The organism is Pseudomonas sp. GW823-FHT03E05, from assembly GCF_058796855.1.
Window position 1 is genome coordinate 184,412 of the sequence record NZ_JBXAJB010000005.1, and the last position, 24,705, is coordinate 209,116.

22 protein-coding genes are annotated in these 24,705 nt (G+C 62.9%); 5 read left to right on the plus strand and 17 right to left on the minus strand.

Translation table 11 applies throughout. The features are described from left to right. Nucleotides 1-35 precede the first annotated feature (35 nt). The 12 genes from AC1RCO_RS21265 to AC1RCO_RS21320 form a co-directional block, all read right to left on the minus strand. Nucleotides 36-1,970 (minus strand): methyl-accepting chemotaxis protein, encoded by a 1,935-nt coding sequence (locus tag AC1RCO_RS21265; RefSeq protein WP_492618019.1) that lies wholly within the window; start codon nucleotides 1,968-1,970, stop codon nucleotides 36-38. A gap of 139 nt (nucleotides 1,971-2,109) precedes the next feature. Beyond that, the gene (locus tag AC1RCO_RS21270) at nucleotides 2,110-3,402 is read right to left on the minus strand and encodes an adenylosuccinate synthase (RefSeq protein ID WP_011058943.1); all 1,293 of its coding nucleotides are present in this window, start codon (nucleotides 3,400-3,402) and stop codon (nucleotides 2,110-2,112) included. Between the two features lie 54 nt (nucleotides 3,403-3,456). Continuing rightward, a complete protein-coding gene (locus tag AC1RCO_RS21275) occupies nucleotides 3,457-4,644 on the minus strand; it encodes an ATP phosphoribosyltransferase regulatory subunit (RefSeq protein WP_011058942.1) in 1,188 nt (395 codons plus the stop codon). A gap of 292 nt (nucleotides 4,645-4,936) precedes the next feature. Further along, nucleotides 4,937-5,806 (minus strand): protease modulator HflC, encoded by an 870-nt coding sequence (hflC, locus tag AC1RCO_RS21280; RefSeq protein ID WP_011058941.1) that lies wholly within the window; start codon nucleotides 5,804-5,806, stop codon nucleotides 4,937-4,939. Next, nucleotides 5,806-6,984, minus strand: a complete 1,179-nt coding sequence (gene hflK / locus AC1RCO_RS21285) for an FtsH protease activity modulator HflK (RefSeq protein WP_011058940.1) — start codon at nucleotides 6,982-6,984, stop codon at nucleotides 5,806-5,808. The genes hflC and hflK overlap by 1 nt, the downstream gene beginning before the upstream one ends. Before the next feature lie 96 nt (nucleotides 6,985-7,080). Then, nucleotides 7,081-8,382, minus strand: coding sequence for a ribosome rescue GTPase HflX (gene hflX / locus AC1RCO_RS21290; RefSeq protein ID WP_011058939.1), 1,302 nt, complete (start codon nucleotides 8,380-8,382; stop codon nucleotides 7,081-7,083). A 12-nt stretch (nucleotides 8,383-8,394) separates the two neighbouring features. After that, complete coding sequence (gene hfq / locus AC1RCO_RS21295; protein WP_007921378.1) at nucleotides 8,395-8,655, minus strand: RNA chaperone Hfq; 261 nt, start codon at nucleotides 8,653-8,655, stop codon at nucleotides 8,395-8,397. A gap of 92 nt (nucleotides 8,656-8,747) precedes the next feature. Continuing rightward, nucleotides 8,748-9,719, minus strand: coding sequence for a tRNA (adenosine(37)-N6)-dimethylallyltransferase MiaA (gene miaA, locus AC1RCO_RS21300; RefSeq protein WP_053148774.1), 972 nt, complete (start codon nucleotides 9,717-9,719; stop codon nucleotides 8,748-8,750). Continuing rightward, nucleotides 9,719-11,629, minus strand: a complete 1,911-nt coding sequence (mutL, locus tag AC1RCO_RS21305; RefSeq protein WP_220223616.1) for a DNA mismatch repair endonuclease MutL — start codon at nucleotides 11,627-11,629, stop codon at nucleotides 9,719-9,721. The genes miaA and mutL overlap by 1 nt, the downstream gene beginning before the upstream one ends. Further along, entirely contained in the window at nucleotides 11,626-13,053 is a 1,428-nt protein-coding gene (locus tag AC1RCO_RS21310; RefSeq protein WP_198409248.1) for an N-acetylmuramoyl-L-alanine amidase, read from the minus strand. Before AC1RCO_RS21310 ends, mutL begins: the two co-directional genes overlap by 4 nt. Nucleotides 13,054-13,056: 3 nt before the next feature. Then, complete coding sequence (gene tsaE / locus AC1RCO_RS21315; RefSeq protein WP_015633937.1) at nucleotides 13,057-13,527, minus strand: tRNA (adenosine(37)-N6)-threonylcarbamoyltransferase complex ATPase subunit type 1 TsaE; 471 nt, start codon at nucleotides 13,525-13,527, stop codon at nucleotides 13,057-13,059. Continuing rightward, nucleotides 13,515-14,375, minus strand: a complete 861-nt coding sequence (locus AC1RCO_RS21320; RefSeq protein ID WP_011058934.1) for an NAD(P)H-hydrate dehydratase — start codon at nucleotides 14,373-14,375, stop codon at nucleotides 13,515-13,517. Before AC1RCO_RS21320 ends, tsaE begins: the two co-directional genes overlap by 13 nt. A 63-nt stretch (nucleotides 14,376-14,438) precedes the next feature. On the opposite strand from AC1RCO_RS21320, the gene queG reads away from it, so the two are divergent. Beyond that, nucleotides 14,439-15,518: a tRNA epoxyqueuosine(34) reductase QueG gene (gene queG, locus AC1RCO_RS21325; protein ID WP_011058933.1), complete on the plus strand. Its 1,080-nt coding sequence runs from the start codon at nucleotides 14,439-14,441 to the stop codon at nucleotides 15,516-15,518. Here the strand turns inward: queG and AC1RCO_RS21330 are convergent. Continuing rightward, the gene (locus AC1RCO_RS21330; protein WP_169893104.1) at nucleotides 15,500-16,114 is read right to left on the minus strand and encodes a trimeric intracellular cation channel family protein; all 615 of its coding nucleotides are present in this window, start codon (nucleotides 16,112-16,114) and stop codon (nucleotides 15,500-15,502) included. The genes queG and AC1RCO_RS21330 overlap by 19 nt on opposite strands. 117 nt (nucleotides 16,115-16,231) lie before the next feature. Continuing rightward, nucleotides 16,232-16,774: an oligoribonuclease gene (gene orn / locus AC1RCO_RS21335; RefSeq protein WP_011058931.1), complete on the minus strand. Its 543-nt coding sequence runs from the start codon at nucleotides 16,772-16,774 to the stop codon at nucleotides 16,232-16,234. Between the two features lie 108 nt (nucleotides 16,775-16,882). On the opposite strand from orn, the gene rsgA reads away from it, so the two are divergent. Beyond that, nucleotides 16,883-17,914, plus strand: a complete 1,032-nt coding sequence (gene rsgA, locus AC1RCO_RS21340; RefSeq protein WP_011058930.1) for a small ribosomal subunit biogenesis GTPase RsgA — start codon at nucleotides 16,883-16,885, stop codon at nucleotides 17,912-17,914. Nucleotides 17,915-17,966: 52 nt separating this feature from the next. Here the strand turns inward: rsgA and motB are convergent, their stop codons facing one another. Together motB and motA are read right to left on the minus strand one after the other, a co-directional pair. Next, on the minus strand, nucleotides 17,967-19,091 hold the full coding sequence (motB, locus tag AC1RCO_RS21345) for a flagellar motor protein MotB (RefSeq protein ID WP_492618020.1): 1,125 nt from the start codon (nucleotides 19,089-19,091) through the stop codon (nucleotides 17,967-17,969). 3 nt (nucleotides 19,092-19,094) lie between these two features. Next, nucleotides 19,095-19,946 (minus strand): flagellar motor stator protein MotA, encoded by an 852-nt coding sequence (gene motA / locus AC1RCO_RS21350; protein WP_011058928.1) that lies wholly within the window; start codon nucleotides 19,944-19,946, stop codon nucleotides 19,095-19,097. A 166-nt stretch (nucleotides 19,947-20,112) separates the two neighbouring features. On the opposite strand from motA, the gene AC1RCO_RS21355 reads away from it, so the two are divergent. The 3 genes from AC1RCO_RS21355 to asd are packed head-to-tail and all read left to right on the plus strand — an operon-like array spanning nucleotide 20,113 to nucleotide 23,389. Beyond that, a complete protein-coding gene (locus AC1RCO_RS21355) occupies nucleotides 20,113-21,651 on the plus strand; it encodes an HDOD domain-containing protein (RefSeq protein WP_123397750.1) in 1,539 nt (512 codons plus the stop codon). A 43-nt stretch (nucleotides 21,652-21,694) separates the two neighbouring features. After that, entirely contained in the window at nucleotides 21,695-22,510 is an 816-nt protein-coding gene (rhdA, locus tag AC1RCO_RS21360; RefSeq protein WP_011058926.1) for a thiosulfate sulfurtransferase, read from the plus strand. Nucleotides 22,511-22,528: 18 nt separating this feature from the next. Beyond that, nucleotides 22,529-23,389 carry an archaetidylserine decarboxylase gene (gene asd / locus AC1RCO_RS21365; protein ID WP_015633932.1) on the plus strand — a complete coding sequence of 287 codons (861 nt, stop codon included), beginning with the start codon at nucleotides 22,529-22,531 and terminating at the stop codon, nucleotides 23,387-23,389. Between the two features lie 71 nt (nucleotides 23,390-23,460). Here asd and serB read toward each other — a convergent pair whose 3' ends face one another. Next, complete coding sequence (gene serB / locus AC1RCO_RS21370; protein WP_011058924.1) at nucleotides 23,461-24,675, minus strand: phosphoserine phosphatase SerB; 1,215 nt, start codon at nucleotides 24,673-24,675, stop codon at nucleotides 23,461-23,463. Between the last annotated feature and the right edge of the window lie 30 nt (nucleotides 24,676-24,705).

Here is a 24,705-nt window from a genome sequence, read left to right on the forward strand (position 1 = left end):
AGTAAGGTGGCAGGAGCCAGCTTGCCGGCCAGGCATCAGGCGCGGAACTGACCGAGGCTGGCCTTGAGCTGCGCCGCCAGGCTGTCCAGTACCTTGCCGCTGGCGGTGGTTTCTACCACGGCCTGAGCCGCCCGCTCGGCCTGGGCATGGATAGTTTCCACCCTCCCACGCACCGCCTGCGCGCCCTGCGCCTGATGGGCCGCAGCCTGGGTGGCCAGGCCAATCGCGGCGTGCACCTGCTCTACCGAAGACTGCACCGATTGTTGCAGGCGAGCACTGTCGCGCAGCACCAGCAAGCCCTCGCTGGCCTGACGCCCGGCCTGACCGATAGCCGCTACGGCCTCCCGCGCCCCCTGCTGCAGGGCACCGATATGGGCCTGGATATCGCCAGTGGAGCTTTGCGTCTTGCTGGCCAGGGCCCGCACCTCATCCGCCACCACGGCAAATCCGCGCCCGGTCTCGCCGGCGCGCGCGGCCTCGATCGCAGCGTTCAATGCCAGCAGGTTGGTTTGCTCGGCAATGCCATGGATCACCGTCAGCACCACCTCGATCTGCTCGCTCTGCTGGGCCAGGCGCTCGATCACCTTGGCCCCGGTATCCACTTGCCCCGCCAGCGCCTCGATCAGGCTGCCGACCTGCTCGGAGGTGCGGGTAGTCTCGTCCGTCGCCTGACGAATCTCCACCACCTGCTGCAGTGCGGCCTGCATCGCCTGGCTTTCCGCCTGGGCTTCATCGGCCATCTGCGACAACGCCCGCAGGCTCTCTGCCACCTCATCACGCTGCGCTTCGGCTGCGGCATCAGCCCCTGCATTACGCTGGCTCATGGCGCCGATCTCGACGCCTGTGCGCTGGGCCACATCCCCCGCTTCCCGCACGATGGGCTGCAACTTATCCACAAAGCGATTCACCGCCGAGGCCATGTCGCCAATCTCATCATTGCTGTTGAGCGGCACACGCTTGGTCAGGTCACCTTCGCCCGCTGCCAGGTCATTGAGCGCAGCGATCAGCAAATGCAGCTTGCTCACCACGCGACGCCCCAGCACCACTGCCAGCAACAGCAGCAGGGCCAGGCCAACCAGCGCCAGGCCGACGCCGATCTGCCAGCGCAAGGTGGCCGCCGCCTCCTGCACCGTGCTCGCGGTATTGGCCTGCATCTGTGCCGCCGTACCCTGGGCCGACTGCAAGCGCGAGCGCATGGCCGCCGAGCTGTCGGCAGAAGCTCCCTTGAGGCTGTCGCCAACCAACTGATCGCTGCTGGCAATCAAGGCACTGAAGCGCTGATCCAGGGCGGCGATATCGGCCTCCACCGACGCGGTGGAGACTCCCATCAGCACCTTGCCGATTTCCACGCCATTGGGATTGATCGAGGCTTCAAGGTAGTACACCGAAGGATCGTTCTTCGCTGCATCCAGGACCTTGTCCAGCGCCCGGTCGCCCTTGCCCTTTTCCAGCAGCGCCTTGTTGATCGGGTTTTCACGATTCAGGTAGCGGGTCAGGTGCTCTCCCGCCGCATCGTCATAAACCACGAACAACACATTGGGGTTGCGCTGAGCCCGTCGGGCGAACTCGGACAAGGTCGGCACATCACTGTCCCACATGGCGCGAGGCGCCACGGAGGCCAGCAATTGAGCCATGTCATTGGCAGAGTCCTTCAGGTCCTTCTCCAGCGCCGCACGCAGCTGTATCTGTTCTTCCTTGAGACGCGAAGACAGGCCGGCCGTGAGGCGTTGGCGGGTACTGCTGGAAAGACTCTCCAGACTGGAGGTGACTTCTTTGCCCGCCTGCTCGAGCTCGCCAGCCAATTTCTGGCTGTCGCCGCCCAGGCGCGAAGCCAGATCCGCCTCGAGTGCGGTCACTGTGCTCCGAGTCAGGGCAACCGCTACCAGCACTTGCACCAAAAGGGCGATACCGAGAGTAACGAACACAGGCCGTAGTAAACGGCTTTGTAACAGTGAGAGAACGGCCGACACAGGAAATCCCTCTACTTTTGACGCCATTATTCTGATGGCACTCTAGAAGTGGATTTCACAGCAAGGGTCGTGCCGCGTGGCAGGCAGAAACGACAAAGGGCCCGATTAAGGGCCCTTTGTTTTTTACATCAACGACTTATCAAGCGAACGGATGACGCAGAACGATGGTCTCGTTGCGGTCCGGGCCTGTCGAAATAATGTCGATCGGCGCGCCGACCAACTCTTCGATGCGCTTGATGTAGGCCTGGGCGGCGGCAGGCAGCTCTTCCAGGGTCTTGGCACCCAGGGTCGACTCGCTCCAGCCCGGCATCTGCTCGTACACCGGCTCCAGGCCGATGTAGCTGTCGGCGTCGGTTGGCGCGTCGATGACTGCACCATCCTGGTTCTTGTAGCCGACACAGATATTGATGGTTTCCAGGCCGTCCAGAACGTCCAGCTTGGTCAGGCACAGGCCCGAGATGCTGTTGACGTCGATGGCGCGACGCAGGATCACGGCATCGAACCAGCCGCAGCGACGAGCGCGGCCGGTGGTGGCGCCGAACTCATGACCACGCTTGGCCAGGAAAGCGCCGATGTCGTCGAACAGCTCGGTCGGGAACGGGCCCGAGCCTACGCGAGTGGTATAGGCCTTGGTGATGCCCAGGATGTAGTCCAGGTACATGGGACCCACGCCCGAACCGGTGGCGATACCACCAGCAGTGGTGTTGGAACTGGTGACGTACGGGTAGGTGCCGTGGTCGATGTCCAGCAACGAACCCTGGGCGCCTTCGAACATGATGTCCTTGCCGGCGCGGCGCAGCTGGTGCAGCTCGGCAGTCACGTCGAGCATCATCGGCTTGAGCAGTTCGGCGTATTCCATGCACTCGTCCAGGGTCTTCTGGAAGTCGATGGCCGGCTCTTTGTAGTAATTCACCAGAACGAAGTTGTGGTAGTCCAGCAGCTCGCCCAGCTTGGCGGCAAAACGCTCGCGGTGGAACAGATCGCCGATGCGCAGGCCACGACGTGCAACCTTGTCTTCGTAAGCCGGGCCGATGCCGCGGCCGGTGGTACCGATCTTCTGCTCGCCACGGGCTTTCTCGCGGGCCTGGTCCAAGGCCACGTGATAGGACAGGATCAGCGGGCAGGACGGGCTGATACGCAGGCGCTCGCGCACCGGCACACCCTTCTCTTCCAGCTTGACGATTTCACGCATCAAGGCATCCGGAGCTACCACCACACCGTTACCGATCAGGCACTGCACGCCTTCGCGCAGCACACCGGACGGAATCAGGTGCAGGACGGTCTTCTCACCGTCGATCACCAGAGTGTGGCCAGCGTTGTGGCCACCCTGGTAGCGCACTACGGCGGCGGCATGTTCGGTCAGCAGATCAACGATCTTGCCTTTGCCCTCATCACCCCATTGGGTGCCCAGGACTACGACATTCTTACCCATAACACTTGTCCTCATTCGCGCAAACTTGGTGCCGGCAGCCGCCGGCAGGAAAACTCAAGAAGCCAGCGGCAATACTTGCCAAAGCCCATTCTGCTGAATCAATTGCCGGTCGCAGTCCGCTTCACGGGCGGCGGCCAAAGGCTGCCCAGGCAAGGCCTGAACCACACGTTGACCCTCACTGCGCAAGCGGCAGACGGTCTGCCAGAGTGCCGCGTCAGTGTTGTCTGGCATCCAGATACCGCCAGACGGTAGCTCGACTTCAGCACGCCCCAGGGTCACCAGGGTTTTCAAATCGGTGGAGAAACCAGTCGCGGGACGGGCACGCCCGAAATCCGCGCCGATGTCATCGTAGCGCCCGCCCTGGGCGATGGATTGGCCCACGCCTGGAACAAATACCGCGAACACCACACCGGTGTGGTAGTGATAGCCGCGCAACTCGCCAAGGTCGAAATACAGCGGCAAGTCCGGGAACCGCACGGACAGGCGCTCGGCAATGGTCAGCAATTCATCCAGCGCCAGCAGCACAGACGTCGGCGCACCGGCCAGGCGACGGCGGGCATCGCCCAGCACTTCGCGGCTGCCGCACAGGTCCACCAGGGAGCGCAGCATGTCCGCCAGATCGGCCGGCAGGCCTTCCGTCAGGCTGATGACCTCGTCGATCGCCTTGCGTTGCAGGGCATCGAACAGTTGCTGTTCAACAGCACCGGACAAGCCGGCGGCCTGTGCCAGGCCACGGTAGATGCCAACATGTCCCAGATCCATGTGCACATCGGGCACGTCGGCCAGTTGCAGCATGGCCAGCATCAGGCTGATGACTTCAACGTCGCTGCTCGGGCTGGCATCACCATACAACTCGGCCCCCAGCTGGATCGGGCTGCGCGAGGACGACAAGGCCCGCGGCTGCGCATGCAGCACACTGCCGGCGTAGCACAGGCGGCTCGGCCCTTCGCGGCGCAGGGTGTGGGCATCAATACGCGCCACCTGCGGCGTGATGTCGGCCCGAAACCCCATCTGCCGGCCCGACTGCGGGTCGATGACCTTGAAGGTACGCAGATCCAGATCCTGGCCTGCACCTGTCAACAGGGATTCCAGGTATTCGATATGGGGAGTGACGACGAACTCGTAACCCCAACTCTGAAACAGATCCAACACCTGACGACGCGCCACTTCGATGCGCGCCGCTTCCGGCGGCAATACTTCTTCGATGCCATCTGGCAGCAGCCAGCGGTCTACCGTTGCCATTACGCCATTCCCCTATGGTCCGGGCGGCAAGCCTGGGGCCAGCCTTAGAGTGAAGCAGAAAACAGTCGCATCCGACGCGAGCTCAGCCGGACAGGCAGCCAGGAATCAGCTGTACAGACCATTTTCCTCGAAAAATCTTGCCGGACTCTTGAACGAGCCACGGCCAATCAAAGATGCAGACGCAAAAAAGCCGGGAATTTCCCGGCTGCCGCATCATACACCCGTTTTCCCAAAGGATCACCCCGCGAGGCGTTTTAGCCGCCCGGCGGGGTGCTCCAGGGTCAGGGCCTGATCAAGGCTTGGACTTTTCCAGGTAGTGGAAGAAGTCGCTGCTTGGGTCCAGAACCATGACGTCGGATTTGTTCGCGAAGCTTTCACGGTAGGCACGCAGGCTACGGTAGAACGCGTAGAACTCCTGGTCCTGGCCGTAGGCCTTAGCGTAGATCGCCGCTGCCTGGGCATCACCGTCACCGCGAGCCTCTTCAGACTCCCGATAGGCTTCAGCCAACAGCACGCGACGCTGACGATCGGCATCGGCACGGATGCCTTCCGCCAGTTCGTTACCCTTGGCCCGGTGCTCGCGAGCCTCACGCTCACGCTCGGTGCTCATGCGCTCGAACACGCTGCGGTTCACTTCCTTGGGCAGGTCGATGGCCTTGACCCGGACATCGACCACTTCGATACCCAGCTCCTTTTCCGCCATCTTGTTCAGCGACGCCGTGATATCCGCCATCAGCGCGTCACGCTCACCGGAAACCACTTCATGCAGGGTGCGCTTACCGAACTGGTCACGCAGGCCCGACTCCAGGCGACGGGAAAGACGCTCGTCGGCAATCTGCTTGAGGCCGGAAGTCGCGGTGTAGAAACGCTCGGCATCCTTCACCCGCCACTTGGCGTAGGCATCCACCATCACGGCTTTCTTTTCCAGGGTCAGGAAGCGCTGCGTCGGTGCATCCAGGGTCATCAGGCGTGCGTCGAACTTACGCACCTGGTTCACGTAGGGCACTTTCACATGCAGGCCAGGCTGGACATCCGCCTGAACCACACGACCGAACTGCAGCAACACCGCACGCTCGGTCTGAGCGACGATGTAGAAGCTGTTCCAGGCAACCACCGCCACGACAACGCCCACGATCAGGGCGATCAGCGATTTATTGCTCATCAGCGAGTCTCCCTAGAGCGCGTCTGCTGCTGTTGCTGCATATGGTCAGCCGCCGCGCGCGCATTCGCTTCATTGCTGGCCGCCGACGCTGCGCCCGTTACCGGAGCACTGCCGCTACGACCACTGTCGATCATCTTGTCCAGCGGCAGATAGAGCAGATTGTTCTGCCCGCCCTTGCTGCCAGTCACCAACACCTTGCTGGTGTTGCTGAAGACTTCCTGCATGGTGTCCAGGTACAGGCGCTGACGGGTGACCTCAGGAGCCTTGCGGTACTCGGCAACCAGTTTGGTGAAGCGATCTGCCTCACCCTTGGCCCGGGATACCACTTCGTCACGGTAACCGTTGGCATCCTCGAGGATGCGCTGGGCCTGACCACGGGCTTCCGGCACAACGCCGTTGGCATAGGTTTCAGCCTGGTTGCGCGAACGCTGTTCATCTTCACGGGCACGGATCACGTCATCGAAGGCTTCCTGTACTTCACGCGGTGCCGCTGCGCTCTGTACGTTCACCTGGGTCACGGTGATACCGGTGCGATAGTTGTCCAGGAAGCGTTGCAGACGCTCCTTGATCTCACTGGCCATCAATTCACGACCTTCGGTCAGCACCTGGTCCATGGCGGTGGAACCCACCACGTGGCGCAGGGCGCTGTCGGTCGCATGCTGCAGGCTGATTTCCGGCTGATCGACGTTCAGCACGAAATCCTGCAGGTTGCTGATCTTGTACTGCACGGTCAGCGGCACTTCGACGATGTTCTCGTCCTCGGTGAGCATCTGGCCCTGCTTGGTGTAGGCACGCTCGCGCGTGACGTTTTCCATGTACTTGCGATCGATCGGCGGGAAGTAGATGTTCAGACCCGGGCCGACGGTTTCGTAGTATTTGCCGAAGCGCAGCACTACGGCCTGCTCCTGCTCGTCTACTACATACACCGCGCTGTACAGCCACACGGCAGCCAGCACGACAAGACCGATACCCAGCAGGCCGAAACCACCGCCCTTGCCGGAACTACCGCCGTCATCACCACGTTTCTTACCACCACCGAACAACCCATTCAGGCTTTCCTGCAGCTTACGGAAGGCCTCGTCGAGATCTGGTGGCCCCTTGCGATCGCCATTATTGCGGCGCTTACCACCCCAAGGGTCCTGATTATTCGAGTTGCCACCCGGCTCATTCCAAGCCATAGCGCTCTCCATCTGATAAAGCAAAGACGCACCCACGGCGCGCCGACCAATGCTACAGAATGCCTGCTACAGCGGCACAACCGCTTGCCCAGGCTTTTATTGCAAAGTGTGTTGCTCGATGAATTCCGACGGCTGCATGCCTTCGCGACTGACCAGCCGGTTCAACTCGGCCCGTGGCAGGCGAACAGCAAGCAAGCTGACACCTTCGTCGTCGTGATCTTCTTTCTGCACAGCGTTCAACTGGAAAAACTGTGCTCGCAGTCGAGCAAAACGCTGAGGCAAGCGCAAGGTGCCTACAAACAAATCTTCACCCAGCAGCTCGGCGATGGCCTGCTTGAGCAGATCCAGCCCCTGGCCATCACGGGCCGACAGCCAGACCCGCTGCGGCTTGCCGTCGGGGTCGCGCTGGATCTGCGGCTCCACACCCTCGAGCAAATCGAGTTTGTTATAGACCTCCAGGATCGGCAAGTCTTGAGCCCCGATCTCCCCCAGCACCACCATCACCTGCTCGATCTGCGCCATGCGCTCGGGCTCATGGGCATCGATCACATGCAGCAGCAAATCGGAGTTGCTCGACTCTTCGAGGGTAGCCCGAAACGCCTCCACCAACTTGTGCGGCAAGTGGCGAATGAACCCCACGGTATCGGCCAGCACAATCGGCCCCAGGTCATCCAGCTCAAGCCGGCGCAGGGTGGGGTCGAGGGTGGCGAACAATTGGTCGGCAGCGAAAACATCGGACGCAGTGACCGCATTGAACAGCGTGGACTTGCCGGCGTTGGTGTAGCCCACCAGGGACACTGAAGGGATATCCGCACGCTTGCGGCCACGACGGGCCTGCTCACGCTGGCTGCGAACCTTCTCCAGGCGCGCCTTGATCTGCCGCAGACGCACTCGCAACAGGCGCCGGTCGGTTTCCAGCTGGGTTTCACCGGGCCCGCGCAGACCGATACCGCCTTTCTGCCGTTCAAGGTGAGTCCAGCCACGAACCAGACGGGTGCTCATGTGCTCAAGCTGGGCCAGTTCAACCTGGAGCTTGCCTTCATGGGTGCGCGCGCGCTGAGCGAAGATATCGAGAATCAGACCCGTGCGGTCGATCACGCGACACTCGAATACACGTTCGAGGTTACGTTCCTGACTGGGTGTGAGGATGTGATTGAAAATCACCAGGTCTACCTGTTCGGCTTTGACCAGGTCGCGTAACTCCTCGACCTTGCCGCTGCCAACCAGGTATTTGGCGGTTGGCCGATGACGCGGCACGCTAACAAACGCGACGGTCTCGGCGCCGGCCGATAATGCCAGCTCCTGAAACTCCTGCGGATCTTCGCGCGCCTCAGGGTCCTGACCATCCAAGTGAACGAGAATGGCCCGTTCACCACCACCGTGGCGCTCAAAGAACAAAGGAGACTCCTATCAGGCGTTACCTGGCTCAGCGTCACCCTGTTCGGATTCGGAAGCGCTAGGCAGGCGAATCGGGCGAACTGGAACCACTGTCGAGATAGCGTGCTTGTAAACCATTTGGCTGACGGTGTTCTTCAGCAGGATGACGAACTGGTCGAAAGACTCGATCGTACCTTGCAGCTTGATCCCGTTGACCAGATAGATGGAAACCCCAACCTTCTCTTTACGCAATGTATTCAAGTAAGGGTCTTGTAGCGAATGCCCTTTTGACATGTGCCGCACTCCTTTAAGGATCAATAATAAAAATCAGAAAACAGATGGCCAAAGCCGTCACACCCCCAAGGATAGACGGCAATTGCAAGGACTCAGCTCAATATGGAGATCGTCCCCAAGTATTTCAAGGCGCGTGGCAGATTGTCGCAATCCAGGCTGTCCAACCATTGCAGGTCAGCCCAACTACGTAACCAGGTGAACTGGCGTTTCGCCAATTGGCGCGTGGCAATGATGCCCCGCTCCTGCATTTCGGCTGACGTCAGCTTGCCATCCAGATGATCCCAGACTTGGCGGTAGCCCACTGCACGTATAGACGGCAACCCGGCATGCAGGTCACTTCTGGAACGCAGAGCTACGACCTCGTCAATGAATCCCTGTTCCAACATTTGTGTGAATCTTTGTGCAATACGCTGGTGCAGTACCTGGCGATTCGCCGGAGCGATGGCCAGATTGGCGACAGTATAGGGCAATTGACTGCGTCCCGATGCGCCTGCTTCAGTACTTTGCGCCAATTGACGCTGGCGATGGGCGGTCATTGTCAGGCCACTGACCCGATAGACCTCAAGCGCCCGGGTCAGACGCTGGGGGTCGTTGGGGTGGATCCGCGCCGCCGACTCGGGGTCCACCGCCGCCAGCTGGTCGTGCAGGGCCTGCCAGCCAAGGCGTGCAGCCTCGTCCTCCAGCTCGGCACGTACCTGCGGATCCGCCGCGGGCATGTCCGCCAGGCCTTCAAGCAGCGCCTTGTAATACAGCATGGTGCCGCCCACCAACAGCGGGATCTTGCCCCGGGCGGTGATATCGGCCATGGCCGCCAGCGCATCGGTACGGAAATCCGCCGCCGAGTAGCTCTCGGCAGGGTCGAGAATATCGATCAGGCGATGGGGAAACTGCGCCAGCAGTTCCCTGGAAGGCTTCGCGGTGCCAATGTCCATGCCGCGGTAGACCAGCGCCGAGTCGACACTGATCAGCTCGCAAGGCAGCACCTTGGTCAGCTCGATGGCCAGATCGGTCTTGCCCGCAGCGGTCGGGCCCATCAGGAAAATCGCTGGAGGAAGCTGGGTCATCAACGGCCGCGCAGAAAGAGTTTGTCCAGATCGTCCAGGCCCATTTGGGTCCAGGTCGGTCGACCGTGGTTGCATTGGCCACTACGCTCGGTGTTTTCCATGTCCCGCAGCAAGGCGTTCATTTCCGGCAGGGCCAGGCGTCGATTGGCACGGATCGCGCCGTGGCAGGCCATGGTACCGAGCAGCTCATTGAGGTGAGCCTGAATCCGGTCACTGGTGCCGTACTCCATCAGGTCCGCCAGTACGTCGTGCACCAGACGATTGGCTTCCGCCTGCTTCAACAATGCCGGGATCTGGCGGATCGCCAGGGATTCCGGGCCCAGGCGCTGCAGCTCGAAGCCCAGGCGCTGGAACCAGCCCATGTGTTCTTCAGCGCAATCGGCCTCACGCTGGCTGACGGCAATCGACTCCGGCACCAGCAGCGGCTGGCCGCTCAGGCCTTCGCTGGCCATGGCCACCTTCAAGCGCTCGTACATGATCCGCTCGTGAGCCGCGTGCATGTCCACCAGCACCAGACCCAGGGCGTTTTCCGCCAGGATGTAGATCCCCTTGAGCTGGGCCAGGGCATAGCCCAGGGGCGGAATGTCCTCCTGGCCGTCCGGCAAGGCCGCCGCCGGCGCCCCCGGCAACGGGGCAAAGAACTCGCGGTACACGCCCTGGCTCTCGGCGGCCGGCAACACTGGCTGTGGCCGTGGCGTGTACTGATATTGATAGCCACTGCCGGCTCCCGCGCCCGGCGCATTGAAGCTCGGCTGGGATTGGGGCTGCTCCAGAGCCAGGTTCGCGGCCAGGCGCATCTCACCCTGAGGCCCGAACTCACCGGCCTCGATACCTGTCGGGCGCACGATGCCGGCGACCGCCGCCGGCGCCGCCAACTGGTCCTCGGGCCGCACATCACCCAGGGCCCGGTGCAAGGTGCCATAAAGGAAGTCGTGCACCATGCGCCCGTCACGGAAACGCACTTCGTGCTTGGTCGGGTGCACGTTGACGTCGACCACCGACGGGTCGACTTCGAAAAACAGAACAAAGGTCGGGTGTCGACCGTTGAACAGAACATCGCGATAAGCCTGGCGTACCGCGTGAGCCACCAGCTTGTCCCGTACTGCGCGACCGTTGACGTAGAAGTACTGCAGGTCCGCCTGGCTGCGGGAGAAGGTCGGCAAGCCCACCCAGCCCCACAGATGCAAGCCGTTGCGCTCGACCTCGATGGGCAACGCCTGCTCCAGGAAGCCCGAACCGCACACCGCCGCCACACGACGGGCACGAGCGGCGTCGTCCTTGGCCTCGTGCAGGCTGAGGATGCTCTTGCCGTTGTGCCGCAAGTGGAAGGCCACGTCGAAACGCGCCAGGGCCAGGCGCTTGATCACTTCCTGCAGGTGATCGAACTCGGTCTTTTCCGCCTTGAGGAACTTGCGTCGTGCCGGCGTATTGAAGAACAGGTCGCGGACTTCCACCGAAGTGCCTACCGGGTGCGCCGCCGGCTGCACCCTTGGTGCCATGTCCCGGCCTTCGGTTTCCACCTGCCAGGCCTGCTCGGCATCCCGGGTACGGGACGTGAGGGTCAGGCGCGCCACGGAGCTGATGGAAGCCAGGGCCTCGCCGCGAAACCCCAAGCTCATCACCCGCTCCAGGTCCTCCAGGTCGCGGATCTTGCTGGTGGCGTGCCGGGCCAGGGCCAGCGGCAAGTCGTCGGAGGAAATGCCGCTACCGTCGTCACGTACCCGCAGCAGCTTGACCCCGGCCTGCTCCACATCCACATCGATGCGCTTGGCGCCGGAGTCCAGGCTGTTTTCCAACAGCTCCTTGATCACCGAAGCCGGGCGCTCGACCACCTCGCCCGCGGCAATCTGGTTGGCCAGGCGCGGGCTGAGCAGCTCGATGCGCGCGCTACTGATTACCGATTCACTCATTCCTTAGCCGCCAGTTCTGTACCGGGGATGGTCAACACCTGCCCCACTTTCAATTCATCGCTTTTCAGGTTGTTGGCACTGCGTAGCGTGGCCGCGGAGACCTGATAGCGCACGGCGATCATGGCCAGGGTTTCCCCCGGATTGACCCGGTGATCACGCGGCCCCTGGGCGATCTTCCCGGAATCGCGCAGCCAGGCAATATAGGTGCCCGGTGGCGGGTTCTGCTGGAAGAACTGCCGCACGCCGCTGCTGATGGAACGCGCCAGGGCCTGCTGATGGCTGGCGGTGGCCAGCTTCGAGGCCTCGTTGGAGTTGGAGATAAAGCCGGTTTCCACCAGGATCGACGGAATATCCGGAGATTTGAGCACCATGAACCCGGCCTGCTCCACCCGCTGTTTATGCAACGGAGTCACCCGGCCGATGTTGTTCAGGACTTTCTGCCCGACATTCAGACTGGAGGTCAGGGACGCTGTCATCGACAGGTCCAGCAGCACCCCGGCCAGCATCCGGTCCTTGTCATCCAGGCTGACGTTGCCAGCCCCGCCGATCAGGTCGGAACGGTTCTCGCTGTCCGCCAGCCAGCGCGCGGTTTCCGACGTGGCACCACGTTCAGACAAGGCAAACACCGATGCGCCAAAGGCCGCGGCCGAAGGCGCAGCGTCGGCGTGGATCGAGACGAACAGGTCGGCGCCCTTCTTGCGGGCGATCTCGGTACGACCGCGCAATGGAATGAAGTAGTCGCCGGTACGGGTCAATTCGGCGCGGAAACCCTTGAGGCCATTGACCTGACGCTGCAATTCGCGAGCAATGGCCAGCACCACGTCTTTTTCATGCTGCCCGCGGGAGCCGGAGGCACCCGGGTCTTCGCCGCCGTGGCCGGCATCGATCACCACAATGATGTCGCGCTTGCCCGCCGGGGCTGGCGGCAGCTTGATCGCCGGCTCCGCCGGAGTGACGGGCACTGCTGGGACAGTGGCCACAGTAGGTGGCGGCGCAGCAGGTGGCGCGGCGTCAGCCGGGTTGTCGAACAGATCGACCACCAGGCGATTGCCGTACTGAGCGTTGGGCGCCAGGGTGAAACTCTTCGGCGTAACGGCCTTTTTCAGGTCGATGACCACCCGCAGGTCACTGGGCGTGCGCTGTGCCGAGCGCATGGCGGTAATCGGTGTATTGGCCGTGGCGACGTTCAGCGGACCGCCAAGGGTCGCGCCATTGATATCGATCACCAGACGATCCGGGGCCGTCAGGGTAAAGACGCTGTGCTGAACCGGGCCGGACAGGTCGAATACCAGTCGCGTGTTATCCGGTGCCCGCCACAGGCGGACGCTGCGAACCTGTGTAGCGGCCACAGCATCGACGGCCAATGCCGTAAGCAACAGTCCTACGACAGCAACCAACGCGCGAATGCGCATACCTAACCCCATCAATTATTTGAATTCCAACGCCAAAGCGGCACACCAGGACTCGCCACGCGAGCCTTGAGACAACAGATGCACAGAACGCCCATTGTTATGCGGGGTAATGGTAATGGTCAGGTCAGGCTTTGGCAAAAAGCCTGCACCACGCTGGGGCCACTCCAGCAGGCACAGAGCATCGCCCTCGAAGTAGTCGCGAATCCCCAGGAACTCCAGCTCCTCAGGATCCACCAGGCGGTACAGGTCGAAGTGGAAAGCCCGCACCGAGCCGATCTCGTACGGTTCGACCAGGGTAAAGGTCGGACTCTTCACTGCCCCCGCGTGCCCCAGGCCACGGATGATCCCTCGCGACAAGGTGGTTTTGCCCGCTCCCAGGTCGCCCTCGAGGAAGATCACCCCCACGCCTTGGGTCACCTGGGCAATACGTGCACCAAATTCCACCATGGCCTGTTCGTCGGCCAGAAAAAGGGTTAACTCAGACACGGTGATTGTTCCTCCAACAACTGACGAATGGCTGGAATCAGATCACTGGCCGCCAGCCCTCGGCCCAATTTGCCTTGCTGCTCGCCCGCGCTGGCATGCAGCCAGACCGCCAGGCAGGCGGCATCGAATGCCGACAAGCCTTGCGCCAGCAAGGCGCCGATCAGGCCAGCCAGCACATCACCCAAGCCTGCCGTGGCCATCGCCGGATGCCCTACGTCACAGCGGGCCAGCCGCCCATCGGCAGTGGCGATCAGGCTACCGGCCCCCTTGAGTACCGCAACCGCTGCGTATTTTTTGCTCAACGCCAGGGCCGCTGCAGGGCGATCCGCCTGCACCTCGGCGCTGGAGATACCCAGCAGCCGCGCCGCCTCTCCCGGATGGGGAGTGATGACACTCGCGGCAGGCAGTTGCAGCCCGCCCTCGGCCAGCAGGTTCAAGGCATCGGCATCCCACACCTGGGGCAACGGCGCATTGGCCGCCGCCGACAGCAGACTGCGCCCCCAGGCGCCCTGCCCCAACCCCGGCCCGACCACCAGCACCGTGGCCCGAGCCAGCAACCCCATCAACTGGTTGGCCGAATGAGTGCCCTGGGTCATGACCTCAGGCAAGCGCGCCGCAGCGGCAGCCACATGCTCACTGCGGGTCGCCAGGGACACCAGCCCCGCGCCACTGCGCAAGGCACTTTCCGCACTCAGCAAGGCGGCGCCGGCAAAACCTCGATCGCCCCCAATCAGCAACAGGTGCCCGAACTGGCCCTTGTGGGCATCGCGAAGTCGTCCATTCAGATGTGGCAAATGGCCAGAAGTCAGCAACTGAACGTCAGGTAGAGGGTGTTTTGTCTGCGGCATGCGTCTTCGAGCTCCGATGTCTGGCAGAATTATACGCACCTCAGCCCCGGTTTCTCTCGCCTCATGCCCGCTATTACCCAGGATCTTCCCGCTCTCGCCCAATCGATCAAGGACTGGGGCCGCGAACTGGGCTTTCAACAAGTCGGCATCAGCGGCCTGGACCTGGCCGAGCATGAGCAGCACCTGGAACGCTGGCTCGCCGCCGGCTACCACGGCGAGATGGAATACATGGGCGCCCACGGCAGCAAACGCTCCCATCCCGACCAGTTGGTGCCTGGCACCCTGCGGGTGGTTTCGCTGCGCATGGACTACCTGCCCGGCGACACCCAGATGGCCCAGCGCCTGGCCCAGCCTTCCAAGGCCTACGTTTCGCGCTATGCCCTGGGGCGCGATTATCACAAGCTGATCCGCAAGCGCGTACAGCAACTGGCCGAGCGCATCCAGCAAGCCATCGGCCCCTTTGGCTACCGCGCCTTCGTCGATAGCGCTCCGGTGCTGGAAAAAGCCATCGCCGAACAGGCCGGGCTCGGCTGGATCGGCAAGAACACCCTGGTGCTGAATCGCAAAGCCGGCAGCTACTTCTTCCTCAGCGAACTGTTCGTCGACCTGCCCCTGCCGGTGGACGCGCCCCACGCCACGGAGCACTGCGGCCGCTGCACCGCCTGCCTGGACATCTGCCCGACCAACGCCTTCGTCGGCCCCTATGTGCTGGATGCCCGACGCTGCATTTCCTACCTGACCATCGAGCTCAAAAGCGCCATCCCCGAAGACCTGCGCCCGCTGATCGGCAACCGGGTATTCGGCTGCGATGACTGCCAGATCGTCTGCCCCTGGAATCGCTTCGCCCGCTCAACGGCCGAGGGCGACTTCAAGCCCCGGCACAACCTGGACAATGCAGAACTGGCAGAGCTGTTCATGTGGGACGAGGACAAATTCCTCAGCAATACCGAAGGTTCACCCTTGCGCCGCGCCGGCTACGAGCGCTGGCTACGCAACCTGGCGGTGGGCCTGGGCAACGCACCCTCTAGCATTCCGGTGCTGGAAGCCCTCAAGGCCCGCCAGGACTACCCCTCGGAACTGGTTCGCGAACATGTGCAATGGGCCCTGGACCAGCACGCCAACCGTCAGTGTTCGTCGTTGTAGACGAACTTGGGCATTTCCCAGTGAAAACGGATCGCCAGCAGGCGCAATAGAAAGCCGCCGAACAGGGTGACCAGGATCGACTGCTCGCTGGGCAGTTGCAGGTAGATGCACAGCATGTAGCACCAGGCCGCGGCGAAGGACACGCTGGCGTACAGCTCGCGGCGAAAGATCAGCGGGATATCGTTGCAGAAGATGTCCCTGAGGATGCCGCCAAAGACCCCGGTGATCACCCCGCTGACTGAAGCCACCAGCATGCCGTGGCCCATTTCCAGGGCAGTCATGCAGCCGATCAGGGTAAAGGCCACCAGGCCCACGGCGTCGAGCACCAGAAACAGCGAGCGCAGGTGACGCATCAAGGGCGCGATGAAGATCGTCACCAACGCCGCCACCGACGTCAGCACCAGGTATTCCGGGTGCTTGACCCAGGTCAGCGGGTAGTGGCCCAGCAGCACATCACGCACCGAACCGCCGCCGAGTGCGGTGACGCAGGCAATCAGCACCACACCGAACCAGTCCATGCCGCGCCGGCCGGCAGACAGGGCGCCGGTCATGGCTTCGGCGGTAATGGCAATCAGATAAAGCATCAACAGCATGATGGCGGTCCTTGCAGGAAGGCGCGCAGTCTACTCAGTTGAAGCGGGCACCAAAAGGGGGCGGGTACGGGCGCCGAGTCGCAGCGGGCGCCCGTTCGCCGGCAAGCCGGCGCCTGCGGGTCAGAACTTGATGAAGTGCTTGCGGTAGTGCTGGAGCTCGGCAATGGACTCGCGAATATCGTCCAGGGCCAGGTGGGTGCTGCCTTTCTTGAAGCTGTCGCGCACGTCCGGCGCCCAGCGGGCGGCCAGTTCCTTGAGGGTCGAGACGTCCAGGTTGCGGTAGTGGAAGTAGCTTTCCAGAGCCTTCATGTGGCGGTACAGGAAGCGCCGGTCCTGGCAGATGCTGTTGCCGCAGATCGGCGATTTGCCCTTGGGTACCCACTGCTCCAGGAAGGCAATGGTCTGGGCTTCTGCTTCGGCCATGCTGATGCGGCTTTCGCGAACCCGCTGGGTCAGACCGGAACCGCCGTGCTGTCGGGTGTTCCATTCATCCATGCCGGCGAGGATCTCGTCGCTCTGGTGGATGGCGATGACCGGTCCTTCAGCCAAGGTGTTGAGGTTGCTGTCAGTGACAATGGTGGCCATCTCGATGATGACGTCGGTGTCAGGGTTCAGACCGGTCATTTCCAGGTCGATCCAAATCAGGTTCTGCGGGTTTTGCATGGGTGGGCTCCTCGGCGTAGTTGCGCAGTTTAGCCTAGAGGGCCTGCCCGGCGTGCTAAACTCGCCGCCGTTTTACCTATCCGCCGTAATTATCGACACGGAACACCAATGGCCAAACGCCAGCTCAATCGCCGCCAAAACTGGCGCATCGAAAAGATCCAGGGTGAGCGCGCCGCCCGCGCCGCCAAACGCGAGTCCTCTGCCGTCGAGGCGCTGGAAGGTGGCGACCTGGGCCCGGAACAGACCGGCCTGGTCATAGCCCACTTCGGCGTCCAGGTCGAAGTCGAGGCTCGCGAAGGCGAAACGGCCGGCCAGGTATTCCGCTGCTACCTGCGGGCCAACCTGCCGGCCCTGGTGACCGGCGACCAGGTGGTCTGGCGCGCCGGCAACCAGGGCATCGGGGTGATCGTCGCGCAACTGCCGCGCAGCACCGAGCTGTGCCGCCCGGACAGCCGCGGCCAACTCAAGCCGGTGGCCGCCAACGTCGACATGATCGTGATCGTGTTTGCGCCCATGCCCGAGCCCCACGCCAACCTGATCGACCGCTACCTGGTAGCCGCCGAGCATGCTGGAATCCGGCCGTTGCTGCTGCTGAACAAGGCCGACCTGATCGATGAGCAGAACGCCCCTGCGCTCAACGCCCTGCTCGCGGTCTACCGCCAGCTGGGCTACCCGCTGCTGGAGGTCTCGGCTCATCACGGCGACGGCATGGAGCAGTTGCAAGCCCTGCTGGACGGGCGCATCAGTGTATTCGTCGGCCAGTCGGGGGTGGGCAAGTCGTCCCTGGTCAACAGCCTGCTGCCGGAAGTCGAAACCCGCGTCGGCCCGCTGTCGGAGTTCTCCGGCCAGGGCACTCACACCACCACGACCGCGCGCCTGTTCCACTTCCCCGGTGGCGGTGAGCTGATCGACTCCCCCGGTATCCGTGAGTTCGGCCTCGGCCATGTCAGCCGCGCCGATGTCGAGGCCGGGTTCATCGAGTTCAATGACCTGCTGGGCACCTGCCGCTTCCGCGATTGCAAGCACGATCGCGAGCCGGGCTGTGCCTTGCTCAAGGCCCTGGAAGACGGGCGCATCCAGCAGCAACGGATGAACAGCTACCGCTCGATCCTCGCCAGCCTGCCAGACAACAGTTACTGATTGACCTGACCCAGATACGACAAGGCCGCGATCTTCGCGGCCTTGTCGTTTGTCACTTCGCCGTGCCCGGCGTAGCGGGCGGCGCCACCGGAGCAGTGGGAGCTGGAGCTGGAGCTGGAGCTGGAGCTGGAGCCGGAGCCGAAGACTGGCCCGCCGCACCCTGCTCGTCCATCTTCAGCACACCGTCCTCGAAGATATTCATACGTTGACGCACCTCGTGCGCCGGCAGCGGTTCGCTACCGGGCGGCAAGGCATTCGGATCGGCTGCCGCCTCCGGTACTTCACCGGGAGCACCGCTACCCTGGGTCGGTACCGGAGCATTGGGATCGGTCTGCTCACCCTCGATGGCACGCTGGGCCTTCTTGGTCAGCACGACGATATCGATGCGCCGGTTGACCGGGTTGAACGGGTCCTTGCGATCGAATAGCGCCGACGAAGCAAAGCCCACCACACGCGCAACTTGCGGATCAGGATAACCACCCGCCACCAGCGCCCGACGCGCAGCGTTGGCCCGGTTGGCCGACAGTTCCCAGTTGCCGAAGTCGCCAGTGCCCGAATAGGGCTTGGCGTCGGTGTGACCGCTGATGCTGATCTTGTTCGGCACGGTCTTGATGGTGTCGGCCATGGCCAGCAGGATGTCTTCGAAATACGGCTTCAGACGTGCACTGCCAGAGTCGAACATCGGCCGGTTCTCGGCGTCCATGATCTGGATCCGCAAGCCGTCCGGGGTGATCTCGAAGAGGATCTGGTCCTTGAACTTCTGCAGTTGCGGGTTCTCTTCAACCTTGTTCTGCAACTCTTGCAACAGCAACTCGAGACGCTCGCGCTCGACCTGCTCGGCCATGCCCTCCACCTGGTCGGCATCCACCGTGACCTTGTCCGGTTGTGGCTGGGACTTGATCTCGGGGTTGAGGGTGTTGTCCGGCGCCAGCTCAGGGGAGCCGCCCAGGTCGATGATGTAGGGCGTACCGCTTTCCGAGAAGCCGATCGGATCCTTGAAGTAACCGGCGATGGCGATCTTCTGTTCCGGGGTGGCCGTGGACAGCAGCCACAACACCAGGAAGAACGCCATCATCGCCGTGGCGAAGTCGGCGAAGGCGATTTTCCAGGCGCCCCCGTGATGTCCGCCAGCGAAGCGCTTGACGCGCTTGATGATAATCGGCTGATTATTTTCCATGACTTAGCGACCGCGAACCGCTTGTTCCAGCTCGGCGAAGCTAGGACGGTGCGCCGGGTACAGAACCTTGCGCCCGAACTCCACGGCCAGGGACGGCGGCATGCCGGAAGCCGAGGCCACCAGCGACGCCTTGATGGCTTCGTAGACGTTCAGTTCTTCCTTGGCGTCGTGGGCCAGGGAGTGGGCCAACGGGCCGAAGAAGCCATAGGCCGCGAGAATACCGAAGAAGGTACCCACCAGCGCCGCACCTACGTGCAGGCCGATGGACTTCTGGTCGCCATCGCCCAGGGAGGCCATGGTCACCACGATCCCCAATACCGCCGCGACGATACCGAAACCGGGCATGCCGTCGGCAATCCCGTTGACCGCATGGGATGGATGCTCGAGGTCTTCCTTGAGGCTGAACAGCTCCATGTCGAACAGGCCTTCCAGCTCGTGGGGAGCCATGTTGCCGGAGGACATGATGCGCAGATAGTCACAGACGAAGGCGGTCATGCGTTCATCTTTGAGCACCGCCGGGTACTTGGCGAAAATCGGGCTGGCCGCGGCGTCCTCGATATCGCCTTCGATGGCCATCATGCCTTCGCGACGACTCTTGTTGAGAATCTCGTAGATCAGGCCCAGCACTTCCAGGTAGAAGGTGTGGGTGAAGCGCGAACTGAACATGCCCAGGGATTTCTTGACGACGTGCATCGTCATATAGCCCGGGTTGGCCTGGAGGAATGCGCCAAAGGCTGCGCCACCGATGATCAGCACTTCGAAAGGCTGGATCAACGCCGCGATTTTGCCGTGGGAAAGCACGTATCCGCCGAGCACGCTCGCGAATACGACGATGATGCCGATAATTTTAGCCATAGGTAGGGGAGTACTTATTGAGTCGGGTTCAAGGTCATATTCGGAAGTTCTTAAAACTCTTCTTCTACTTATCGGCAAAACTGCGCCAGACTATAGCCAGTTAAGGCGAAAAGCCAGTTTGGCCCGCTCTGGGCGTGTTCACAGCAGACGATGATTGCGCCCGACCATGTCTAATGAAACCAGCGTCCCACATTCTCCGCCCGCCTCTCTCGACGCTTGGGTAAAGCTCCTCAATGGCGTGCGCCTGCCGGTGCCCCAGGCCAGCCATGACCGGGTCTGCCGCGCCATCGCCAACAACCGCAGCTCGCTGCGGGAGATTGTCGATCTGATGCAAAACAGCCCGGCACTGGCCTTGAGCGTGATCCGCGAAGCCAACCGGCATTCCCACGGCAGCATGAGCGAACCGGCGGAAAACCTGGAGATCGCGGTCAACCGCCTGGGCCTCAAGCGTACCGAGGAGTTGCTCGAGCAACTGCCGACGCTGCCTGAAGAGCAGATCCCCCAGGCATTGCGCCAGTTCCAGCTGATCAGCCAGCACGCCAGCCAGCAAGCCAATGGCTTCTTTGCCGGACGCCTGGCGCGACTCTGGCAGGACATCCACTGGGGCAGCCTGCTGTTTCTCTCGCCGCTATGGGCCATGGCCCTGGTCTATCCCAAGCTGCTGGAAGAGTGGGAACTGCGGGTCATCTACAAGCACGAATCCGCACACGACGTTGAACTGCAACTGTTCGGAGTGCGACTGATGGAAATGTGCCAGGCCCTGGTCCTGGCCTGGCACCTGCCGATCTGGGTCCAGCAGGGCTATCGCCTGCTGACCCAGGAGCAGCACCTGCTGGCCAAGGTCATGCTGATTGCCCGCGACAGCGACAACCCGCTGCGCCAGCAACAACGCCTGGACGCTGAACCGGACCTGCGGCGCTGGCTGAACCAGCCGGCCAACACTGTGTTGCTGGCCAACGGCCTGGCACTGGCGGCGCAACAGTCCTGGAACAGCCCCCATGGCCGGCGCTGGCAGAACCTTACCGCTCTTTATCTGCAGATCCCCCTGGACCAGGTCCAGCAACAGTTGCACCAACAGGCAGCACTAAGCGCCCGCAACGACACCCAGCCCGACCTCTGGCACCCGGCCCAGGCCCTGCTCTGGCCCTGGGATGCCCGACGCCTGCATCACGGCGAGCAACCAGCCCCGGCGCCCACCGCACTGGAACTGGCCAAGTGGCGCAAGCTCTGCGGCGAACTGTTGCTGGACCCCAGCCCCTTTACCAACGCCGTGCACCTTACCGGCTTTGCCCGGGATGCCCTGGCGGCGTGCGGCATGCACCGGGTCATGCTGCTGATGGTCGATCGCAGCCTGAGCCACCTGCGAGTGCAACAGCTTTACGGCCTGCCCGGAGAAGCGGCCAGCCTGACCCTGCAGGCCAAGCAGAGCCCGCTGTTGCAACGCCTGCTGGAAAAATCCGCGCAGATCCGTCTGACCCCGGCCAACCGGGCCCAGTTCGCCCCTCACCTGCCAAGCTCGCTGCGCCAGCTGTTTCGCGGCGAACACCTGCTGATCCGCTCACTGTCGTGCAATGGCCGGGTACTGATGCTGGCGATCGCCGACCAGGGCGGCGTGCCGTTCTCGGAAATCAGCGTCCAGGCCTTCGGCAAGACCGCCCAGTGCATCGAAAAAGCCTTGCACAGCTTTACCAACCGCAGCCAATGACGCTTGCGCTACAATCCTTCCCTTTGCGCCCTGGGGACCTGACATGTCTGACTTCTCTGGCTTGCCGCTGGTCATTGAACCGAGCGACCTGCTCGCCCGCCTGAACGCCCGCGAACTGATCCTGGTCGACCTGACCAGCGCTGCCCGCTATGCCACCGGGCATATTCCCGGGGCACGCTTCATCGACCCCAAGCGCACTCAGCTAGGCCAGGCGCCGGCTCCCGGGCTGCTGCCTCCACAAGCGGCGCTTGAAACGCTGTTCGGCGAGCTCGGGCACAACCCGGACGCGGTCTATGTGGTCTACGACGATGAAGGCGGTGGCTGGGCCGGGCGCTTCATCTGGCTGCTGGACGTGATCGGCCACCACCGCTACCACTACCTCGACGGCGGCTTGCCGGCCTGGCTGGCGGAAGGCCTGCCCGTGTCTACCGAAGTCCCGGCCGCGGTCGGCGGCCCCGTGGCACTGGCCCTGCATGACGAGCCCACCGCCACCCGCGAATACCTGCAAAGCCGTCTCGGCGCGGCGGACCTGGTGATCTGGGACGCCCGCGGACCGCTGGAGTACTCCGGCGAAAAAGTCCTGGCAGCCAAGGGCGGGCATATCCCCGGCGCGGTGAATTTCGAATGGACCGCCGGCATGGATCAGGCACGCCACCTGCGCATCCGCCGCGACATGCCACAGATCCTTGCGGACCTGGGCATCAGCAAAGACAAAGAAGTGATCACCCACTGCCAGACCCACCATCGCTCCGGCTTCACTTATCTGGTGGCCAAGGCGCTGGGCTACCCACGGGTCAAGGGCTACGCCGGCTCCTGGGGCGAATGGGGCAATCATCCCGATACGCCCGTAGAGATTTAAGGTTTTTAAGGACACCCAATGAAAAAGCGTTTATTCATCATCAGCCAGTACCTGCTGCCTCATCACCTGCTGTCGCGCCTGGCCGGCTGCATTGCCGAGTGCCGCGTGCGCTGGTTCAAGAATGCCTTCACCCGCTGGTTCGCCAAGCAGTATCAAGTGGATATGTCCGAGGCCCAGGTCGAGGACGTGACCGCCTACGAGCATTTCAACGCCTTCTTCACCCGCGCCCTCAAAGACGGCGCGCGGCCGCTGGACCCGACCCCGGGCGCGGTGCTCAGCCCTGCCGACGGCGCGGTCAGCCAACTGGGCCCGATCGAACACGGCCGAGTGTTCCAGGCCAAGGGCCACAGCTACAGCGTGCTGGAACTGCTGGGCGGTGACCCGGCCCTGGCACAGCCGTTCATGGGCGGCGACTTTGCCACCATCTACCTCTCCCCCAAGGACTACCACCGGGTGCACATGCCCCTGGCCGGCACCCTGCGGGAAATGGTCTATGTGCCGGGCCGGATCTTCTCGGTCAACCAGACTACCGCTGAAAACGTACCCGAGCTGTTCGCACGCAACGAGCGCGTGGTGTGCATCTTCGATACCGAGCGCGGCCCGATGGCGCTGGTGCTGGTGGGCGCGATGATCGTCGCTTCGATCGAAACCGTCTGGGCCGGCCTGGTAACGCCGCCCAAGCGCGAACTCAAGACCGTGCGCTACGACGAAGCCGCCCGCGCTCCGATCCACCTGGAGAAAGGCGCCGAAATGGGCCGCTTCAAGCTGGGCTCCACGGCCATCGTGCTGTTTGGCCCGGACCAGGTGCAGTGGGCCCAAGAGCTGGCTGCCGGCTCGCCCGTGCGGATGGGCCAGGGCCTGGGCCTGCCCAAGGCTTGAGGCCTGAATGCCGGACATAAAAAACGCCGCTGATCAGCGGCGTTTTTTATGGGCGGGGATTTTCCGGCGGCTCAGAGCTGCCCGTCGCGGTCACGGAACCCCAGCAGGTACAGCACGCCATCCAGGCCCAGGGTCGAGATCGCCTGCTTGGCCGACTGCTTGACCAGCGGCTTGGCGCGGAATGCCACGCCCAGGCCGGCAATGCCGAGCATCGGCAGATCGTTGGCGCCATCGCCGACAGCGATGGTCTGCTCCAGGCGCAGGCCTTCCTTGTGCGCCAGCTCACGCAGCAGATCGGCCTTGCGCTGGGCGTCGACAATCGGCTCCACCGCCACGCCAGTGACCTTGCCGTCCACCACTTCCAGCTCGTTGGCGAACACGTAGTCGATACCCAGCTTGGCTTGCAGCTGCTTGGCAAAGTAGGTGAAGCCGCCGGAGAGGATCGCGGTCTTGTAGCCCAGGCGCTTGAGTTCGGCGAACAGGGTTTCGGCGCCCTCGGTCAGGCGCAGGGAGGCGCCGATGGCGTCCAGCACATTGACGTCCAGGCCCTTGAGCAGCGCCAGGCGCTCCTTGAAACTGGCGCGGAAGTCCAGCTCGCCGGCCATCGCCCGCTCGGTGATTTCCGCGACCCGATCGCCGACACCGGCCGCCTTGGCCAGCTCGTCGATGACTTCGGCCTCGATCAGCGTCGAATCCATGTCGAACACCGCCAGGCGCCGGTTACGGCGGAACAGCGAGTCTTCCTGGAACGCGATATCGACGTTCAGCTCCTGGGCCACGCTGAGGAACTCGGCCCGCAGGGCTTGCGGATCGGCGGCTTCGCCACGTACCGAGAACTCGATGCAGCCCTTGCCCTGGTCGGCAGGCATATCCAGGGGCATGCGCCCGGACAGGCGATCGATATGGTCGATGTTCAGGCCGTACTTGGCGGTGATGGAACTCACGCGCTGCAACTGTTCGGCGGTAACCTTGCGCGTCAGCAGGGTCACGATATGGCGCTTCTTGCCCTGCCCGGCGACCCACTGCTGGTAATCCTCCTCGGACACCGGCGTGAAGCGCACCTGCTGGTCGAGCTTGTAGGCGGTGAACAGGATGTCCTTGAGCACCGACGAGCTCTGCTCGTTGCTGGGAATTTCAACCAGGATGCCGAACGACAAGGTGTCGTGGATCACCGCCTGACCGATGTCGAGAATGTTCACACCACCCTGGGCCAGAACGCCGGTAATGGCCGCAGTCAGACCGGGACGATCTTCGCCGGTGATGTTTATCAGGACAATTTCGCGCAAGGCGCACCCCCGAGGTGGAAAAAAAGCGCA

Excerpts from the sequence above, each read along its gene's own strand:
- asd (WP_015633932.1), top strand. The coding sequence starts at position 22,529 with ATGAAAAAGCGTTTATTCATCATCAGCCAGTACCTGCTGCCTCATCAC.
- hflC (WP_011058941.1), bottom strand. The coding sequence starts at position 5,806 with ATGAGCAATAAATCGCTGATCGCCCTGATCGTGGGCGTTGTCGTGGCG.
- AC1RCO_RS21355 (WP_123397750.1), top strand. The coding sequence starts at position 20,113 with ATGTCTAATGAAACCAGCGTCCCACATTCTCCGCCCGCCTCTCTCGAC.
- AC1RCO_RS21275 (WP_011058942.1), bottom strand. The coding sequence starts at position 4,644 with ATGGCAACGGTAGACCGCTGGCTGCTGCCAGATGGCATCGAAGAAGTA.
- hflK (WP_011058940.1), bottom strand. The coding sequence starts at position 6,984 with ATGGCTTGGAATGAGCCGGGTGGCAACTCGAATAATCAGGACCCTTGG.
- AC1RCO_RS21270 (WP_011058943.1), bottom strand. The coding sequence starts at position 3,402 with ATGGGTAAGAATGTCGTAGTCCTGGGCACCCAATGGGGTGATGAGGGC.
- mutL (WP_220223616.1), bottom strand. The coding sequence starts at position 11,629 with ATGAGTGAATCGGTAATCAGTAGCGCGCGCATCGAGCTGCTCAGCCCG.
- queG (WP_011058933.1), top strand. The coding sequence starts at position 14,439 with ATGCCCGCTATTACCCAGGATCTTCCCGCTCTCGCCCAATCGATCAAG.
- rhdA (WP_011058926.1), top strand. The coding sequence starts at position 21,695 with ATGTCTGACTTCTCTGGCTTGCCGCTGGTCATTGAACCGAGCGACCTG.
- hfq (WP_007921378.1), bottom strand. The coding sequence starts at position 8,655 with ATGTCAAAAGGGCATTCGCTACAAGACCCTTACTTGAATACATTGCGT.
- rsgA (WP_011058930.1), top strand. The coding sequence starts at position 16,883 with ATGGCCAAACGCCAGCTCAATCGCCGCCAAAACTGGCGCATCGAAAAG.
- miaA (WP_053148774.1), bottom strand. The coding sequence starts at position 9,719 with ATGACCCAGCTTCCTCCAGCGATTTTCCTGATGGGCCCGACCGCTGCG.
- AC1RCO_RS21320 (WP_011058934.1), bottom strand. The coding sequence starts at position 14,375 with ATGCCGCAGACAAAACACCCTCTACCTGACGTTCAGTTGCTGACTTCT.
- motA (WP_011058928.1), bottom strand. The coding sequence starts at position 19,946 with ATGGCTAAAATTATCGGCATCATCGTCGTATTCGCGAGCGTGCTCGGC.
- motB (WP_492618020.1), bottom strand. The coding sequence starts at position 19,091 with ATGGAAAATAATCAGCCGATTATCATCAAGCGCGTCAAGCGCTTCGCT.
- AC1RCO_RS21310 (WP_198409248.1), bottom strand. The coding sequence starts at position 13,053 with ATGGGGTTAGGTATGCGCATTCGCGCGTTGGTTGCTGTCGTAGGACTG.
- orn (WP_011058931.1), bottom strand. The coding sequence starts at position 16,774 with ATGCAAAACCCGCAGAACCTGATTTGGATCGACCTGGAAATGACCGGT.